The organism is Bacillus sp. GW821-FHT11D08, from assembly GCF_058808515.1.
Genome location: NZ_JBXARS010000004.1, coordinates 271214 through 289855 on the forward strand (window position 1 = coordinate 271214; position 18642 = coordinate 289855).

The 18642-nt window shown below is 46.9% G+C and carries 17 protein-coding genes; all 17 read right to left on the minus strand.

Features of this window, described 5'->3' with window-relative positions; translation table 11 throughout:
- Positions 1-38: 38 nt before the first annotated feature.
- The 17 genes from AC1RRX_RS10570 to truB all read right to left on the minus strand — a co-directional run bounded on the left by AC1RRX_RS10570 (position 39) and on the right by truB (position 18613).
- The gene (locus AC1RRX_RS10570; protein ID WP_007409813.1) at positions 39-764 is read right to left on the minus strand and encodes a GntR family transcriptional regulator; all 726 of its coding nucleotides are present in this window, start codon (positions 762-764) and stop codon (positions 39-41) included.
- A gap of 124 nt (positions 765-888) precedes the next feature.
- Positions 889-3249, minus strand: coding sequence for an FtsK/SpoIIIE family DNA translocase (locus AC1RRX_RS10575; RefSeq protein WP_144464346.1), 2361 nt, complete (start codon positions 3247-3249; stop codon positions 889-891).
- A gap of 134 nt (positions 3250-3383) precedes the next feature.
- Entirely contained in the window at positions 3384-3593 is a 210-nt protein-coding gene (locus AC1RRX_RS10580; protein ID WP_003154161.1) for a YlzJ-like family protein, read from the minus strand.
- Positions 3590-4327, minus strand: a complete 738-nt coding sequence (locus tag AC1RRX_RS10585; protein ID WP_003154162.1) for a ClpP family protease — start codon at positions 4325-4327, stop codon at positions 3590-3592. The genes AC1RRX_RS10580 and AC1RRX_RS10585 overlap by 4 nt, the downstream gene beginning before the upstream one ends.
- A 115-nt stretch (positions 4328-4442) precedes the next feature.
- On the minus strand, positions 4443-6110 hold the full coding sequence (rnjB, locus tag AC1RRX_RS10590) for a ribonuclease J2 (protein ID WP_007409811.1): 1668 nt from the start codon (positions 6108-6110) through the stop codon (positions 4443-4445).
- A 178-nt stretch (positions 6111-6288) separates the two neighbouring features.
- Positions 6289-7158, minus strand: a complete 870-nt coding sequence (dapA, locus tag AC1RRX_RS10595) for a 4-hydroxy-tetrahydrodipicolinate synthase (RefSeq protein WP_003154166.1) — start codon at positions 7156-7158, stop codon at positions 6289-6291.
- Positions 7159-7188: 30 nt separating this feature from the next.
- Positions 7189-8403: an aspartate kinase gene (dapG, locus tag AC1RRX_RS10600; RefSeq protein WP_003154168.1), complete on the minus strand. Its 1215-nt coding sequence runs from the start codon at positions 8401-8403 to the stop codon at positions 7189-7191.
- Between the two features lie 88 nt (positions 8404-8491).
- Positions 8492-9532 (minus strand): aspartate-semialdehyde dehydrogenase, encoded by a 1041-nt coding sequence (asd, locus tag AC1RRX_RS10605; protein WP_025284739.1) that lies wholly within the window; start codon positions 9530-9532, stop codon positions 8492-8494.
- A 134-nt stretch (positions 9533-9666) separates the two neighbouring features.
- On the minus strand, positions 9667-10257 hold the full coding sequence (dpaB, locus tag AC1RRX_RS10610; protein WP_007409809.1) for a dipicolinate synthase subunit B: 591 nt from the start codon (positions 10255-10257) through the stop codon (positions 9667-9669).
- Between the two features lie 2 nt (positions 10258-10259).
- Positions 10260-11150, minus strand: coding sequence for a dipicolinic acid synthetase subunit A (gene dpaA, locus AC1RRX_RS10615; protein ID WP_007409808.1), 891 nt, complete (start codon positions 11148-11150; stop codon positions 10260-10262).
- A gap of 156 nt (positions 11151-11306) precedes the next feature.
- Entirely contained in the window at positions 11307-11564 is a 258-nt protein-coding gene (locus AC1RRX_RS10620) for a YlmC/YmxH family sporulation protein (protein ID WP_003154176.1), read from the minus strand.
- A gap of 78 nt (positions 11565-11642) precedes the next feature.
- Entirely contained in the window at positions 11643-12878 is a 1236-nt protein-coding gene (locus AC1RRX_RS10625; protein WP_095352144.1) for a M16 family metallopeptidase, read from the minus strand.
- A gap of 39 nt (positions 12879-12917) precedes the next feature.
- Positions 12918-13877: a polysaccharide deacetylase family protein gene (locus tag AC1RRX_RS10630; RefSeq protein ID WP_015417486.1), complete on the minus strand. Its 960-nt coding sequence runs from the start codon at positions 13875-13877 to the stop codon at positions 12918-12920.
- Positions 13878-13989: 112 nt separating this feature from the next.
- On the minus strand, positions 13990-16113 hold the full coding sequence (gene pnp, locus AC1RRX_RS10635; RefSeq protein ID WP_007611468.1) for a polyribonucleotide nucleotidyltransferase: 2124 nt from the start codon (positions 16111-16113) through the stop codon (positions 13990-13992).
- A gap of 174 nt (positions 16114-16287) precedes the next feature.
- Entirely contained in the window at positions 16288-16557 is a 270-nt protein-coding gene (rpsO, locus tag AC1RRX_RS10640; RefSeq protein WP_003154182.1) for a 30S ribosomal protein S15, read from the minus strand.
- 165 nt (positions 16558-16722) lie between these two features.
- Positions 16723-17664 (minus strand): bifunctional riboflavin kinase/FAD synthetase, encoded by a 942-nt coding sequence (gene ribF, locus AC1RRX_RS10645; RefSeq protein WP_007611467.1) that lies wholly within the window; start codon positions 17662-17664, stop codon positions 16723-16725.
- A 19-nt stretch (positions 17665-17683) separates the two neighbouring features.
- Positions 17684-18613: a tRNA pseudouridine(55) synthase TruB gene (truB, locus tag AC1RRX_RS10650; RefSeq protein ID WP_144464348.1), complete on the minus strand. Its 930-nt coding sequence runs from the start codon at positions 18611-18613 to the stop codon at positions 17684-17686.
- Between the last annotated feature and the right edge of the window lie 29 nt (positions 18614-18642).

Sequence of the window (18642 nt, forward strand, 5' to 3'; positions counted from 1 at the left end):
AACGGCAAATAAAAAAACAGACACATGACGCGTCTGTCTTAAAAACGTTTTCTTACAACATGAAAACTGAACTTATCAGCCCGGAAATAATTTAATGAATACAGCACAGGTTCATCATTCTGATTATAGTGGGTTTGCTTCAGCAATAAAAGCGCCGTCTCCGGCTCGCATTCCAAAACCGGTGAAATCGTATCGTGATATCCGATCGGTTCGATATCAGCAACGGCATAGCTGATTACAGACCCGGAGTTTTTTTCCAAAAGATCAAAAATAGACTCCTGTTCATGACAGAAAGAATTCGGCAGAATGTGCATCGGAATCGTATCTAAACAGTAAACGACCGGAGTGCCGCTTGCCGTTCTCACGCGTTCCAAATAAAAAAGCTCCTGCTCAGGCTCAAGCCGGAATCTAGCGATATCTTCATCAGACGGCGTGATGACCTGAGACGACAAAAAAATCGTACCCGGCACCATGTTCGCCTGCTGAATCGTTTTCGTCACGCTGTTGAGCTGTTCAATACCTGAAAGAAACAGCGGTTTTGTATGGACGAAAGTGCCCACACCGTGCCTTCTGATAATCACATGCTCCTCTTCAAGGATACGCAAAGCTTCACGCAGAGTTGCCCGGCTGACACCCATTGATTTTGAAAGCTCAAATTCAGAAGGAAGCTTTTCCTTTTCGGTGTAAATTCCGTTTTGTATATCCTCTTTGATTCGCTCAATCACTTTTAGATACAAGTGACGATTGTCAGCTTTTGTAGACATGTTTCCCCTCCGTAAACCACTTTCATAAATTATTGAACAATTGGGACAACTATATCATGTTTTAATAAAAAAATAAATAGGAATGATTTTGGTGATATCATTTTCAGTGAAAACTCTCTCCTTTTTAAGAAGAGAGCTCATCATATTGTTCCTTAGATAATAGTACTTCCCTCGGTTTGCTTCCTTCATACGGCCCGACGACGCCCCGTTCCTCCATTGCGTCAATCAGACGGGCAGCTCTCGTATATCCGATTCTGAACCGCCTTTGGAGCATGGAGACTGATGCCGTCTGCATGCCGATAATCAAATCGACCGCTTCGTCATAGAGATCATCCGTTACTTCACTGTGTGTTTCCGAAACTTCTTCCGGAATCATCTCTTCTTGGTACTGCGCTTTTTGCTGCGTAATGACATGCTCAACGACATGCTCAACCTCTTCATCGGATAAGAATGCCCCTTGCACACGCACCGGCTTATTTGCGCCTACAGGCAGAAACAGCATGTCTCCGCGCCCCAGAAGCTTTTCAGCGCCGCCCATGTCTAAAATTGTCCGTGAATCGGTCTGAGAGGAGACACTGAAGGCGATTCTTGACGGGATGTTGGCTTTAATAACACCGGTAATAACGTCGACTGAAGGCCGCTGTGTCGCGATAATCAAATGAATTCCCGCCGCCCGCGCCATCTGTGAAAGTCTCGTAATTGAATCTTCCACGTCGGAAGAAGCGACCATCATCAGATCGGCAAGCTCGTCAACGATGACGACGATGTACGGCAGCTCAGGCTGCTTGACTTCTTCTTCGGCATTTGACCGCTTAATATGATCGTTATAGCCTTCTATATTTCTCGTACCCGTATGGGAGAACAGCTCATAGCGGCGCTCCATCTCATTGACGACCTTTTTCAAAGCCTGCGAGGCCTTTTTCGGATCTGTCACGACCGGCGCAAGCAGATGAGGAATGCCGTTATACACATTCAGCTCAACCATTTTCGGGTCAATCATCATCATCTTCACTTCATGCGGTTTGGCCCTCATCAGAATGCTCGTAATAATACCGTTGACACAGACGCTTTTTCCGCTTCCCGTTGCCCCCGCTACGAGCAGATGGGGCATTTTGTTCAGTTCGGCAAGCACGGCTTCCCCGGAAATATTTCGTCCCAAGCCGATCAGAAGCTTCGCGTCCGGCTTGTCATTGAGCTTGGATTCAAGCACTTCTTTTAACGAAACCATCGCAACTTCAGCATTGGGCACCTCGATGCCGATTGCCGATTTACCCGGAATCGGCGCTTCGATCCGGATATCCTTCGCGGCAAGCGCGAGCGCGAGGTCATCGCTCAGATTCACGATTTTACTGACTTTGACCCCGACGTCCGGATACACCTCATATTTTGTGACCGCCGGACCGAGATGAACCTGCGTCACTTTCGCCTTTACGCCGAAGCTTTGAAAAGTCCGTTCGAGTTTTCTTGCATTCTCGTAAATGTTTTTCTTATCGGTCTGCTGGCCGGTATGTTTCGGGTCAGCCAGTATGTCCAGTGAAGGCATTTGATAATCTTTATTTTCAAGCTCTGTAAACGTCATCGGCGGAGCCGCAGCCGTTTCGCCACTGTCTTGAGCGCCGCCGGAAGGCTCATCTTTTGCCGCTTGTGCAGCCTCCTGCGTTTTTTCCGGGATCAGCGGTTCGGCGGGCTCTTCCTGACGGTCTGAAAAGCTTGAAATAATCGGCTCTGAATGGATGATCGGCGAAATGATTTCCTCATCCTCTTCCTCCGGTTTAGGCTCTTCTTTTTTCTTTTGAACCCGTTTTTGTTTTTTGCCCGATTTTGTTTTTGTTTTCGGCGAAGACATGTTCGTTCTGACTGTTTTCATATCCTCAAGAAATGCCTGCCATTGACTGCGGATAAACCGGCCGACGGGGCTCGTCCACTTTTTGAGCGTTTCCTGCAGTGAACGCCCCGTTACAAGAATCAGCCCCATTAAGATCAGCACGATCGCCATGATCTGTGAACCCGTTGATGCAAATAAAAAGTGGGAAGCTGCAAACAGTACCGCGCCGATCATGCCGCCGCCCAAATCAGGGGAAGCAGCCTGCTGTTTCATGTCAATCATAAACAGCTCCCACGTGTTGCCGATGACACTTGCCGACCGAATCGACCCGTGATGAGACAGATTTTTAAAGAGCTGCACGTGAGACAGCAGCAATATACTGGCGATAATACAGTACATCCCTGCCTTTCTTCTCGTTAAAAGGCTTGGACACTTCTTTTTCCAAAACAGCGAAATTCCGAGAAGGAAGAGCGCAATTAAGCATAAAACAAACCACTCTCCGGCAAAAAAACGGAACAAGTACACAAATGTCTGTCCCACAACGCCGAGCTGCAAAACAGCAATAATCGAGATTGCAACACAGAGCAGTCCGCTTAGTTCGTATTTTAGATTGAGCTTACTCTCTTGTTTCTTTTTAGATTTCCGTTTTTTCTTTGCCACACTCATCACCTTACTGCGTTAAAAAATGTAAAATCATACATCATGAAGAAAAGCAGCCTTTTGCCGGCTGCATTTTTCTGTAGGATTCCCCTATTATAGCATATTTTGCCCCCGAGAAACGGACTGAATGCCGGTTAGATTTTCAGCTTGATTTTTTGTCCCGGAGCGATGTCCGGATTCAAGAAATCCATCGGGTTCGTACTTAAAATCTGTACGACTTCAGCTTCATTTCCCTTCATCTCAACTAGCAGCGGCACGCCGGCGTAATCTACCTGTTCATGCACGCTTTGCTCTATATCCTGACCGTAAACGACTTCTTGGGGCATGACGGTATAAAGGATCATTGAATCATCCTTCCTTCCTCGCCCTTTCGTTCCTCAATCAGCTGATTCAGCTTTTTTATCGCCTGTCCGACGCCGCCCACGGCATCAATTAATCCGTAATCAGCCGCATCTTTCCCGACTACGTTCGTCCCGATGTCCCTGGTTAAGTTTCCTTTTGAAAACATCAGCTCTTTGAATTTTTCTTCGGAAATATTTGAATGATGGGTCACAAAGTTGACGACCCGCTCCTGCATTTTGTCCAAGTATTCAAATGTTTGCGGAACCCCGATAACCAGACCTGTAAGCCGAACGGGGTGAATGGTCATAGTCGCTGTTTCCGCGATAAAACTATGATCACATGACACGGCGATCGGCACACCTATCGAGTGTCCCCCGCCGAGTACGATTGAGACGGTCGGTTTTGATAAGGATGCGAGCATTTCCGCAATCGCAAGCCCCGCTTCCACATCGCCTCCGACGGTGTTTAAGATGATCAGAAGTCCTTCGATTTTCGGATTTTGCTCAATGGCGACGATTTGCGGAATGACGTGTTCATATTTGGTTGTTTTATTTTGCGGCGGGAGTTGGACGTGCCCCTCAATTTGGCCGATGATCGTCAGGCAGTGAATATTGGTATCTTGGGACATTTGCGGCAGAGATGTCTCTCCCAGCTGCTGAATTTTGCTCATAATGCTGTCTTTCGCATCTGATTTTTCGGGCTGCTGTTCTTCGGTGTTTTCCATACGATGATCCATTTTATCTTTCACCCTTTCCGAATGTCTCTTTGTATTATGAACAAAGATGATGATTTCCATCCGGGACATGAACAAAAACAAAGCCGGAGCATCATGCACTCCGGCTGTGTATACATTATACTTCCATAATGATCGGAATGATCATCGGCTTGCGTTTTGTTTTTTCATAAAGGAATTGATTCAGCGCATCACGCATTGCTTGTTTCAGCGTGGACCATTCTACGGCAGATGTTTCCGTCGCTTCAGTCACGATAGAGCGGACGAGCTCAGTAGCTTGTACAATTAAACCTTCTGATTCTCTGACATATACGAAACCGCGCGTAATGATCTCAGGACCTGATACGAGGTTCTTTTTCTGCTTATCGAGTGAGATCACGACGATGAGAATGCCGTCTTGTGATAATAAGCGGCGGTCTCTCAGCACGATGTTGCCGATGTCGCCGACTCCGAGGCCGTCAATCAACACGTTTCCGTACGTGACTTTATCCCCGATTTTCACATTCTGGCCGCGGAATTCAACGACGTCACCTTTTTCAATCAAGAAAATGTCGCTGCGTTTCATGCCGATCTCTTCTGCGATTTTGGAATGCGCTTTTTGCATTCTGAATTCACCGTTAACCGGAATTAAATATTTCGGTTTCAGCAAATTAAGCATGAGTTTCAATTCTTCCTGCGAACCGTGACCGGACACATGCACGCGTTTTTGGGCGAAAATGACTTGAGCGCCGGCTCGGGCAAGCAGGTTGACGGTTTTGGAATATATCAATTCATGCCCCGGAATCGGTGTTGATGCAATGACAACGGTGTCTCCTTCTTCAATGTTAAGCTGCTTGTGCGCCTGCTTGGCCATCCGCGTAAGAGCGGCCAGCGGCTCACCATGGCTTCCGGCTGTAACAATTGCCACTTCCCGCTTCGGATATTTTTTCACATCCTGCACAGGAATAAACATTTCATCTTCGGCTTCAATATAGCCGAGCTTGCGCCCAAGCTGAAGCACGTTTTGCAGATTTTTTCCGGCGATTGCAAGTTTGCGGCCGTTCTGGACGGCAGCCTGTATCACTTGCTGGATCCGGTTGATATTAGACGCGAATACAGCAATGATGACACGGTTTTCTGAATTGTTCATCGCATCGGAAATTTCACCGCTTACATATGCTTCTGACGGAGTATACCCCGGGCGCTCCGCATTGGCGCTGTCAGAAAGCAGGGCGAGCACGCCGCTGTTTCCGATTTTGGCAATTTCGCCAATATCACATGATTGGTGATAAGCAGGCGTCTGGTCAAATTTGAAGTCTCCCGTGCATACAATAGAGCCAAGTGATGTTTTGAAGCTGACTCCCACTGAATCCGGAATACTGTGAATCGTTTTAAAGAACGATACTTTCGTTGATTCAAATGTAATGACTGATTTAGAGTGAACTTCACGCAAATCAGCTTTTCGATTATGCCCGTACTGCTTGAGTTTTTCTCTCAGTAATGCAAGCGTAAGCTTCGTTCCGTATACCGGCACCGACAGCTTGTTCAATAAATAAAAGACGCCTCCGATGTTTTCATCGTGCCCGTGTGTCAGAAAGATGGCCTTCACGCGGTCAGCCCGTTCTACTAAGTAGGAAATATCCGGAATGACGACATCAATACCGAGCATTTCATTTTCAGGGTGCATCAGCCCTGCATCCACTACAAATATGTCTGAGTCAATTTCAATGACATATAGGTTCTTCCCAATTTCTCCGACGCCGCCAAGGGCGATAATTCTGACGTTTTCTGTATTTTTCTTTTTCAAAATCTGTATCCTCCTAGTCTCATACCCGTCCATCATCACTTGTTCCTATTATAACTGATATCAATTTTAGAAAACAAGAAGAAGCGGAAGGTTTAGGGAAAACCAATATGTATACAAAACGGTCAAACTCACGATAAAAATGAGAATGACCGCGTATTTTAACTGTATAAATTTTTTCTTACAGTTCGCTGATGACGCTGCTCAGGCTCAGACGTTCATCTTCATTCAGCGGGATAAGAGGAAGACGCACAGATCCGACATCAAGGCCTTTCAGCTGTAACGCCGTTTTGACCGGAGCCGGATTAGGCGCTTTAAAGAGCTCCTTCATGATCGGCAGAAGCTTCTGATGAATCAGTGCCGCGGTTGCCGTCTGCCCGTTCGTATAGTTTTTAATCATCTGCTGCATGTCAGAACCTACGATATGGCTGGCCACTGACACGACTCCTCTTCCGCCGACTGCGAGAATAGGAAGCGTTAACCCGTCATCACCTGAATAGACGTAAAAATCTTCCGGTGTTTCGGCAATGATTTTCGTAATGGCATCAAGATCGCCGCTCGCTTCTTTAATCGCAGAGATATTCGGTATCTCCGCAAGTCTGATGGCCGTTTCCGGCGCAAGCGAAGCGACCGTTCTGCCCGGCACGTTGTAAAGCATCACAGGAAGAGACGTTTCTTCCGCAATGGCTTTAAAATGACGGTACATCCCCTCTTGGGAAGGCTTATTATAATACGGCGTGACAAGCATAACGCAATCGACGCCGGCTTCTTCAGCTTTTTTTGTCAGTTTAATGGAGTCTTTCGTATTGTTGCTTCCCGTACCCGCAATAACAGGCACGCGTCCGTTCACTTCTTTGACTGTAAATTCAAAGAGTGCAATTTTTTCTTCCGTTGAAAGTGTCGGAGATTCGCCGGTCGTGCCTGCGACGACTAAAGAATCCGTGCCGTTTTTCAACAAATAGTCGATTAATGTAGACAGTTTTTGAAAGTCTACATTCCCTTTACTGTCAAAGGGGGTAATCATCGCTGTAGATATATTTCCGACATTCATTTTTTTCACCTCATCATGATTCAATCACATTTACTTTGAAAGTTCAAACACTTCATGCAGCGCATTTACGGCCGTTACCATATCTTTTTCATGAACGAGCACCCAGATCGTCGTATGGCTGTCGGCAGATTGCAGAATCGGAATGCCTTTATCAGAAAGTGCGGAGACGATTTTAGACGTGACACCCGGAACACCCATTATTCCGGCGCCGACCGCTGACACTTTCGCACAGCTTTCCGTCACTGTCGGCTCATATCCTAATTCAGCCAAAATGCTGCGCGCGGCTTCCGTTTTACTGCCGGCTACGGTATATACGATTTCACTCGGCGTAATGTTAAAGAAATCTACGCTGATTCCGGCATTTGCCATTGCTTTAAAGACTTCAGTCTGAACGTTGTATTGCCCCATTTTGGCGGGAACCTTAAATTGCGTCACATCTTTCACATGGGCGATCCCCGTGATCAGCCGTTCGAATACATCGCTGCCGATGTTAGACGAATGATGGGACGTCACCAAAGTGCCTTTGTCTTTTGAATAAGTGGAGCGCACGCGGATCGGCACCTTTGCCTGCATGGCGATTTCCACCGCGCGCGGATGAATGACTTTCGCGCCTTGATAGGCAAGGTTGCAGATTTCCGTATATGTGACGTTCGGAAGCGGCTTAGCATTTTCCACGATTCTCGGATCGGCTGTCATAACGCCTTCCACGTCCGTAAAAATGTCGATAAACTCAGCATCTACCGCCGCGCCGAGCGCCGCTGCTGAAGTATCGCTTCCTCCTCTGCCGATCGTCGTCGTGTCGCCTTTTTCAGTCGCTCCCTGAAATCCCGCGACAACGACAGCGTCATGGCTGGCGAGTGCAGCGAAAAGCCGCTCTGTTTTCATTTCTATAATTTTGGCGTCAGTATGCTGGGCATTGGTTAAAAAGCCGGCCTGGGCTCCTGTTAAAGCTGCGGCTTTTATGCCGTTTTCCTTCAGCATGCTGGAAAAAACAACGGACGAAATCGTTTCTCCGCAAGACAGAAGCATATCCTGCTCTCTCGGAGAAATGTCGGACTGGCTGCCGTAAAGGAGCCCGATTAAAGAATCTGTCGCGTACGGGTCTCCTTTTCTTCCCATCGCCGATACGACAACAACAACTTTATAACCTTCACTGATGGCATCTTTAATGTGTGCTAGCGCAAGCTTGCGGCCTTTGTCATCTTTTACGGATGTTCCGCCGAATTTTTGAACAATGATCTTCACTATTTTCACTCCAAATTAGTCTGACGTAACAGAAGAGAGCAGGCAGAGCCTTACTCTCTTCTGTTCGCCTATAGAAAATACGTTTGTTTTATACGAGGTTCAGTTTTTGCAGGCTTTCCGCGATTTGAACTGAGTTCCAAGCGGCGCCTTTTAACAGGTTATCAGAAACAACCCACAAATGAAAACCGTTTGCTCTGTCCAAATCTTTACGGATTCTTCCTACAAATACATCGCGTTTGCCGACGCAATCAGCAGGCATCGGGTAAAGCTGCTCCGCCGGATCATCCTGAAGCGTAACACCCGGAGCTTCTTTTAAAAGCTGTTTCATATCTTCAACGGTTGCGTCATCACGGTCAAGCTCAATGTAAACAGATTCTGAGTGCCCTGTTTCAATCGGCAGTCTGACACATGTCGCAGCCACTTCCAGCTTCGGCATATGCATGATTTTTTTCGTTTCATTAATCATTTTCATTTCCTCAAACGTATAGCCGTTATCTTGGAATTTATCAATTTGCGGAATGGCGTTAAATGCGATTTGATAATGCTTTTTGTCGCCTTTAACCGGCATAATGGACGGTTCTGCAGGTTCATTGTTTAAAATCGCCTTTGTCTGGCTGTACAATTCCTTCGCCGCTTCATTGCCGGCCCCGGACACAGCTTGGTAAGTAGATACAATGACTTTTTTCAAACCGTACGCTTTGCGGATCGGTTCAAGCGCAGCCACCATCTGAATCGTTGAACAGTTAGGGTTGGCGATAATGCCGTTATGTTTGTGCAGATCACCTTCGTTCACCTCAGGCACCACGAGCGGTGTATTTTCGTCCATACGGAATGCGCTGGTATTGTCAATCACAATGGCTCCCCGTTTTACAGCCTCAGGCGCCAAGCTTTGTGATACGCTTCCGCCGGCGCTGAATAACGCGATATGAACGCCTTCGAAGCTTTCAGGAACAGCTTCCTGCACTGTATATTCTTCGCCTTTAAACGTTACTTTCGTACCAGCAGAACGCTTTGAGGATAGTAGTGTGAGTGTTTCGATTTCAAAGTTTCTGTCTTCCAGTGTTTTCAGCATTTGCTGTCCTACGGCTCCCGTCGCTCCGACAACTGCTACGTGTAATCCTCTTCCCATCTGTAAAACTCCTTCCGCCAATTAAGCATCATTTGTTGAATTGACTTTGCATTTTACGTTTTATTTTACCATAGAATAGTCACGGATTGATCGAATTTTTTTATTCCGGAATGATTTTCTGTCATCATGATTTTTTATTCATGGTGGTGTACGAGCACCGGCTGAACCTGTTGGTGCAAAAGAGCTTTTTCTACCGTAATCGGAAGGAGATCCATTCTGGCGACGAGCGATGTCGGTTTTTTCACGTGGTCGTCCTGGCCGAACGGGATGAAATATATGTTTTTTGCGGACATCAGCCTCATTAAGTTCGTTCCGTTTAAACCGAGTCCGTCGTTTGTCGAAATTCCGAGCACGACCGGGCGGCCGTTGCGGATCGTGGCTTTCGCAGCCATAAGGACGGGGCTGTCAGTCATCGCATTTGCGAGTTTGCTCATTGAATTTCCGGTTAAAGGGGCGATGACCATGCAGTCGAGCGGAAGTTTCGGCCCGAGAGGCTCCGCTTTTACGATGGAATCAATCGCCTCAAAGCCTGTTGCTTCTTCAATTTTTCTGACCCAATCTCCCCCCTCCCCAAAGCGGGTATCGGTCGATTGAACGGTTGATGTCACGACCGGCCGGACTTCAGCTCCTTGACTGATAAGCGCCTCTATTTGCGGAAAAACTTCCTCATATGTGCAATGCGAGCCGGTTAATCCGAATCCGATTCTTTTCCCTTTCAGAGACATGGTTATTTCCCCTCTTTCTTTAAGTCTGCCAAAAGCTTGCTCAATACGTTCGCAATAATCTGTCCGGCTGTTTTCGGGGCCACAATTCCCGGAAGACCCGGAGCAAGCAGCGCTTTAATGCCTTGTTTTTCAGCATATTTGAAATCCGTTCCGCCCGGACGGGATGCTAAATCCAAAATCAAGGTCTTCGGCGTCATGCGCGATAAAACGCTTTGATTCAGAATCAAGCTCGGTACGGTGTTAATGCAGATATCAATATCATTTACATGTTCAGTAAGCTCTTCAAGTTGAAAAGGAGAAAGCCCCATTTCCGTTATACGGGCCAAATGAGCCGAACTCCGCGCGCCCACTTTTACCTTCGCCCCTAACGCCGCAAACGTCCGGGCGATCGTCATACCGGTGCGCCCCATGCCGAGAACGGCGACATTTGATCCGTGAATGGTATAATCCGTATGCTGAATCGCCATCATGATTGTTCCTTCAACAGTGGGAATCGAGTTGAATATCGCGATATCGTCCCGTTCAAATAATTTCACAAGTTTGCGGCCGGCTTCGCTGGCGATCCCCTCAAGATACGCGTTGGAGATGCCTGAATAAATGACGCAATGCTCCGGTGTCCGCTCAAGATAGCTCTGCTTTAATACCACTTCTTCATTTGAAAAAACCGTGGAAACAACGCCTTCTCCGGTCGTTGCCGATACGGGCAGGATGATACTGTCTATTTTTTGAAAGGGAATCTCATCGATTTTGCATTTGACGGTTCCTGTAAAACCGTCATCCAATTGGTCAAACCCTGCAAGATAAATATCGGCATGCTGTTCTGTCAGCTTTCTTATAATCTCAAGCTGTCTTGCGTCACCGCCAATGATCGCAATTGTCAATCCGGTTAACATCTGAAACGTTCACCTTCTTTACAGTTACTGGATCTTTTAAGTGTCATCCTCCTCTTCATCGTATGTGCAAAGAGAAAGGGCGGTGAATGTACAGCGTCTTTTTCATGAAAAAAGCACCGGCTGTATGAGCCGGTGCTTGCAAAAAATGAATAAGATCTACTCTTCGGGAGGCGTGATCTCCCCCGGAACGTCTAAAATGATCATGTCTGATCCGATTTTTTGGATATGATTCCAGGGGACGCGGATGTCGTGGCCTTGTTTTCGCAATCCGAACCATTTTACCGTCGGTATCAACAGCGCGGTAATTTGTCCGTCCTGTTCATTAATTTCCAAATCGGTCTGGCCGAGCACGCCGAGCCGCTCTGCCCGTTTAATGTCCACAATTTCTTTACCTGACAGTTCACTGAGCCTCATGATAGCCACCCCCTTGTACTATATGACCCGGAGCAAAAAAAAATGCCTGCCCCGTATAGAGGCAGACTGCTTTTCCGATTAAGACGAGGCCGGCATATTGCCGGTCGGGCTGATGAGCGATAGTGCGTAATCATCCGTAAATAAGCGGCGGCTGAGGCCGTTGACGCTTTCCAGGCTGACCGCATTTAATTCAGTGATAATTTCATCCATGGTCTTATGCTTTCCGAGCAGGAGTTCGTTTTTCCCGTTCCGGCTCATTTTGCTGTTTGTGCTCTCTAAGCTGAGCATTAAGCTCCCCTTCATTTGCTCTTTGCTGTTTTCCAGCTCTTTCGGGGTGATACCGTCACGTTTTAGAACCGATAACGTTTCCTGAATGGTTTCAGACAGAAGTCCGAGCTGATTCGCGCCGGTGCCTCCGTAAATCGTCAGCATACCGCTGTCTTCATAGGAACTGTGATAGCTGTATACAGAATAGGCCAGTCCTTTATCTTCGCGCACATCCTGGAAAAGACGGCTGCTCATGCTTCCGCCCAGCACGTTGTTTAAGACGATCAAATCGTAAATGTCCGGATCTCCGACTTTCAGGCCTTTGAAACCGAGACAGAGATGCGCCTGTTCGGTGTCTTTTTTTCTGGTCAGCTTTTCATAATGAAACTCAGGCTCGCTGATGCCGCTTGCTTTGCCCTTCGCTTCGTATGTACCGAACCATTTCTCCACGTCTTTAATGAATTGTTCCGTTACATTTCCGGCGACAGAAATGACGACGCGGTCCGGCGTGTAAAAGTCATCCATATGCTGTCTGAGAGAATCGCCGTTAAATGACGAAAGCGTTTCCTCCGTCCCGAGAATCGGGTAGCCGAGCGAATGATTGCCGTATGTCGCTTTGCTCAGCAGATCGTGGACAATGTCATCCGGCGCGTCTTCATACATTTTAATTTCTTCATATACGACGTTCTTTTCTTTTTTGAGCTCACCTTCGTCAAAAGCAGAATGAAAGAACATATCAGCCAGCACATCAAGTGCGTAGTTTGCATGCTCATCCAGCACTTTGGCGTAATAGCACGTATATTCTTTTGAAGTGAAGGCATTCACTTGGCCGCCTATCCGATCGAAGGATTCTGCGATTTCACGTGCGGACCTGGTATTTGTTCCTTTAAAAAACATATGCTCAAGAAAGTGCGAAATACCGTTTGTATCCGGCGTTTCATGACGTGACCCCGTCCCGATCCAGACGCCGATTGCCACAGACCGCACCGTTGGATTATTTTCAAGCACAACTCTTACACCGTTTTGGCATGTATAGCGTTTTATCAAGTCTGTTCCTCCTATTCAAAGACAGGCAACTGCCGCCTGCTACTTCATCAGCCTGTTTTCATCCATTAAGTCAGACACTGAGCCGAGCGCGTAGCCTTTTTCTTTGATTTTTGCAATCAGTGTATCCAGGCTTTTCGCAGTCGGATCAGTCGGATGCATTAAAATCATGGCTCCGTTATGTATTTTGCTCAACACCCTTGTTTGTAAAACAGCGGGAGACGGTTTTTGCCAGTCAATGGTGTCAACGGTCCACATGATGGTGCCCATTCCTTTTTCCGCCGCAAGGTCGACCACGGCTTTTCTGAAGCTGCCGCTTGGCGGCGCAAACCATTTCGGCTTCATGCCGAGCGTCTCGCTGATTTGTGCATTGGTTTTGTCAAGCTGTTCGGAAATGCTTCCTGAAGTCAGTTTGCTCATATCAGGGTGATTGTATGAATGATTTCCGATTTCATGTCCGTCTGCCGCTATTTTTTTCCCCAGTTCCTGATTGTTTTTCAGCCATTTCCCTTCAAGAAAGAAAGTTGCTTTGACCTGGTGCTGCTTCAGAATAGGCAGCATTTGCTCCACGTATTCATTTCCCCAGGCGACATTTATCAGGAAAGCGACCATCGGTTTGTCGGGATTTCCTTTATAAATGGGTTCGGGCGCGAGAGAATCAAGATGGACTTTCGGTTTTACCTGCTCATAGACAAGGCCGTCTTCGTGAAATTCTCCGTCCTTTTTCATTTGTTTATAGGATTTTTCCACATTGACTTTTAAACCGTTATATCCCGGTATACTCTTCCATATTTTATCAATCCGCGCGTCTTGCGGCTTCACTTCATACTCTGACGCTTTTTGCAGTAATTCTTCATAGAGCGGATCTTTTGATGCTGACACAGTTACAGCGTCTTTTTTCATTGCGTCTATGTAATCAACTGTATACGGATTTTTTAACATTTCAAACGAAACAAAAAAAAGAAATAAAAAAACGGCAAACGGCACGAATTTTTTCAACATGTCCTTCCCCCCTCACCACACATTATGTATGAGGAGGACAAGGTAGAACCCGTCTGTTGTCTTTCTCAAAATAAAGAAGCCGGGTCTCCCAGGCTCCTTGTTAGGTTTTCATTTAAGATTGTTGTTGTTCCTGTTCTTTTTCTTTCTCTTCGCGCAGCACTGCTTTACGCGACAGATTCACTCGTCCCTGTTTGTCAATTTCAGTTACCTTCACAAGGATTTCGTCACCGATTTTCACAACATCCTCAACCTTGCCGACCCGTTCGAGCGCTAGTTCAGAGATGTGAACGAGACCGTCTTTTCCGCTGAAGATTTCAACGAAAGCGCCGAATTTCTCAATCCGTTTGACTTTACCGAGGTAAAGCTGGCCGACTTCGACTTCTCTGACAAGATCTTCGATGATTTTTTTCGCTTTTTGGTTGCTGCTTTCATCAGTAGAAGAAATAAAGATGGTGCCGTCTTGTTCAATGTCAATTTTAACACCGGTATCTTCAATGATTTTGTTGATTTGTTTACCGCTCGGTCCGATAACGTCACGGATTTTATCCGGATTAATGTTCATCGTTAAAATTTTCGGCGCATATTGAGAAAGTTCTTTTCTTGATTCACCAAGCGTGCTGAGCATGCTGTTCAAGATTTCCATTCTTCCTTTTTTCGCCTGCTGAAGCGCTTCTTCAAGAATTTCTCTTGAAAGGCCTTCAATTTTAATGTCCATTTGCAGCGCTGTCACGCCTTTTTCCGTGCCGGCTACTTTAAAGTCCATGTCACCGAGGGCGTCTTCCATCCCTTGAATATCCGTTAATACCGTATAGTACTCGCCTGATTTCACAAGTCCCATCGCGATACCCGCAACAGGGGCTTTAATCGGAACACCTGCGTCCATCATGGCAAGCGTGCTCGCGCAAATGCTGGCCTGTGAAGTGGAACCGTTTGATTCAAGCACTTCGGATACGAGACGGACCGTATACGGGAAGTCTTTTTCATTCGGAATGACCGGCTCAAGCGCACGCTCTCCAAGAGCACCGTGACCGATCTCACGGCGTCCCGGTCCGCGCATCGGGCCTGTCTCCCCTACGCTGAACTGCGGGAAGTTATAATGATGCATAAAGCGTTTTGATTCTTCCACGCCTAAACCGTCAAGAATCTGAACGTCCCCAAGGGCGCCTAATGTACAAACGCTGAGCGCCTGCGTCTGTCCTCGCGTAAACAGCCCGGAGCCGTGCGTTCTCGGCAGAAGGCCGACTTCTGAAGAAAGCGGGCGGATTTGATCAACGCCGCGTCCGTCCGGACGGACTTTTTCTTCTGTGATCAAACGGCGCACTTCGTTTTTCACGAGTTTAGACAGTGTCTGTTTCACTTTTTTAATCGTATCTTCATCATGCTCTTCTTCTTCGAATTTCGCGACAACTGCATTTTTCACTTCATTGATCGCGTCTTCGCGAGCATGTTTTTCGTGAACCTGAATGGCGCTGAGAAGATCCGGCTCCGCAAGGCTTTTTACTTTTTCGCTGAGCTCTTCGTCAATTTCATACAGTTCGATTTCCGTTTTCTCTTTGCCGACTGCCGCGACGATTTCTTCTTGGAATGCGATCAGGCGCTTAATTTCTTCGTGACCGAACATAATCGCCTCAAGCATGATTTCTTCAGGAACTTCATCCGCTCCGGCTTCCACCATGTTGATGGCGTCTTTTGTGCCTGCAACGATGAGGTTGATATCACTTTTTTCAAGCTGGTCAACCGTCGGATTGATGACGAATTTCCCGTCAATGCGGCCTACCGTCACACCCGCGATCGGGCCTTCAAACGGGATATCGGAAACGCAAAGAGCGAGTGATGAACCGAACATTGCAGCCATTTCAGATGAGCAGTCCTGATCAACACTCATGACAATGCTGATGACCTGTACTTCGTTGCGGAATCCGTCTGCGAAAAGCGGGCGGATCGGACGGTCAATCAGACGGCTGGCTAAAACGGCCTTTTCACTTGGACGGCCTTCTCTTTTAATAAAACCGCCCGGAATTTTACCTACTGCATATAATCTTTCTTCATAGTTAACGGTAAGCGGGAAAAAATCTAGCGGTTTCGGTTCTTTTGATGCGGTTGCTGTGCTGAGCACTGCAGTATCGCCGTAGCGGACCATGACAGCGCCGTTTGCCTGTTTGGCAAGCTGGCCGGCTTCTACTGTAAGCTGTCTGCCGGCCCAATCTATGGTAAAGACATGTTTCTCTTGTCCCATTCGATTACGAGCTCCTCTCTTAATGTGTGAAATAATCAATTACTCCTATTATGAACGAAATGAATTGAACATATCAATGTCAAAGTAGTATGTAAAAGGATTTCATTGTTTTTTTATTATTATTTTTTTCGCTTTAATACGATAAAAAAGCGGGAATCCTCCCGCTTTTTACGATTATCGACGTAAGCCTAGTTTGTTAATTAACTCACGGTAACGAGTTACGTCTTTATTACGCAGATACGTAAGAAGATTACGACGTTTACCTACCATTTTAAGAAGACCGCGACGTGAGTGGTGATCTTTCTTGTGAGTACGCAAATGCTCGTTCAAGTTGTTAATTGAGTCTGTTAGGATAGCGATCTGAACTTCTGGAGATCCAGTATCAGATTCGTGTGTTTTGAACTCACTGATGAGTTGATTTTTACGCTCTTGAGTAATTGCCATCCTGTTTCACCTCCATATCATAATTAGCCCCAGTTACCTAGCAACCGTCGGTGACTTCGGATTGCCAAGCAATGGTTTTAAGACTACGAAACATATGATACTAAAAATCGCGCCCATATGCAAATCTTTTAGAAGAAAATTTGTGTACTTTTGATGTTTTTTCCGTTATTTGCTGAAAAAACGGATCGCTTCTTGTTTGTCTTTCCCGATCTGAGCCGTCAGTTCATCGATGCCGTTAAACTTCCGTTCGCTTCGGATTCGTTTGTACCACTCGATTTTAACGTCTTCTCCGTATACATCCTGTTGAAAATTAAACAAATGTACTTCAATTGACGGCTGATCGGGACGCTTTTCATAAAAGGTCGGTTTGTAGCCGATGTTGCAGACGCCTTCATACACCTCGCCTTTTATTTCGGCTTTCACTGCATACACGCCTGTCGGCGGCACGATATAACTGTTGTGCAGGCCGACATTCGCGGTCGGAAAACCGATGGTGCGGCCTCTTTTGTCTCCGTGAATCACAGTGCCCCGGATAAAATACGGCTGGCCGAGAAGAGTGTGCGCAAGTTCAACGTCACCATCCTGCAGCGCTGACCGGATATAAGTGGAGCTGATCTTTCTGTCCTGCTCGGTCTGTTTCTCGACAGTCGTGCATCCGGCCTTGCCGTTTAAATCGTCCGGCAGCGTCTCCATCGTGCCTTTTCCGTATTTTCCGTACGTAAAATCGAAGCCTCCCACAGCGTGACGCGCGTTTAACCCTAAAATATACTCCTCGGCAAACTGTTTTGGAGAAAGAGACGCAAACGCTTCATCAAACTTTACGACATACAGCACATCAGCGCCTAAACGCCCGATCTGGCTGATTTTATCTTCAAGCGGCGTAATCAGATCCTTTGGCTCTTTGTCCCTGCCCAACACATGGGAAGGGTGGGGATGAAACGTCATAACGGCCAGCGACAGGCCTTTTTCTTCGGCTATTTGTCTGGCTGTTCCGATTACTTTCCGGTGTCCCAAATGAACGCCGTCAAAGTAGCCGAGCGCCATGACAGACGCCGGCTGCTCTTCTTTTTGTAAATGATGCGGATGAGAAATATGTATCGTCTTCACAGAACGGTCACCTTTTTTCTTATTGTTCGCTTTTTTGCATGAGCACTTTAGCCGGTTTCAGCAGTCCTTTTTTTGAAGGATGCGGCATATAAATGGCCACACATTCTCCGTCTTCAGTACAGACCGCTATACGGGCGTCAGCTGTCATTGCAGAAAATTCCGCCGGGATGTCAAACACTGACCCGTTTTCAGCTTTCTTAGCTAATGTATCACTTATGACCCATTTCGGCAAATGATTGAGCGCTCTTTCAATCGGCACGGCATGCTCTGCAACCGTTCCGTCTGAAACCTGCTGTTCAAGTTCCTCAAACGTGAAACACTCATCAAGGCTGAAATCGCCGGAAGCGGTGCGGATGAGATGCGACATATGCGCGGGATAGCCGAGTTTTTCACCGATTGTCACCGCCAATGTTCTCACGTAAGTGCCCTTTGAGCACGTGACTGTAAAGCGGAATGATGCTGTGTCTTCTTTATAAGTGACAGGGGAAGTGAGCGCGATATCTTCAATCGTGATATTCCGCTTCGGCCGCTCCACTTCAATACCGGCTCTGACGTATTCATAGAGCTTTTTCCCGTTAACCTTTACAGCGGAATACATCGGCGGCACTTGCTCCTGCGGTCCCTTCAGTTCGTCTAAAACGGCTTTGATATCCACTTCTTTCAGCGGCTCCTTGAAAGGTTTTACGCTGACCGTTTCTCCCGTCTGGTCTTCGGTCGATGTGGAGAAACCGAGAGTGATCTCAGCATCGTACGTTTTTGACTTGTCGGTGACGTACTCAACAATCTTTGTGGCCCGTCCGACACAGATCGGCAGTACGCCTGACACTTCCGGATCAAGCGTTCCCGTATGTCCGACTTTCTTTGTTTTTAACAGTTTTCTTATTTTCATTACACAGTCGTGAGAAGTCATGCCGACCGGTTTATGTAAAAGGAGAACTCCGTTAACCATATGTCTTTCGCTCCTTTGTTATCAATTGT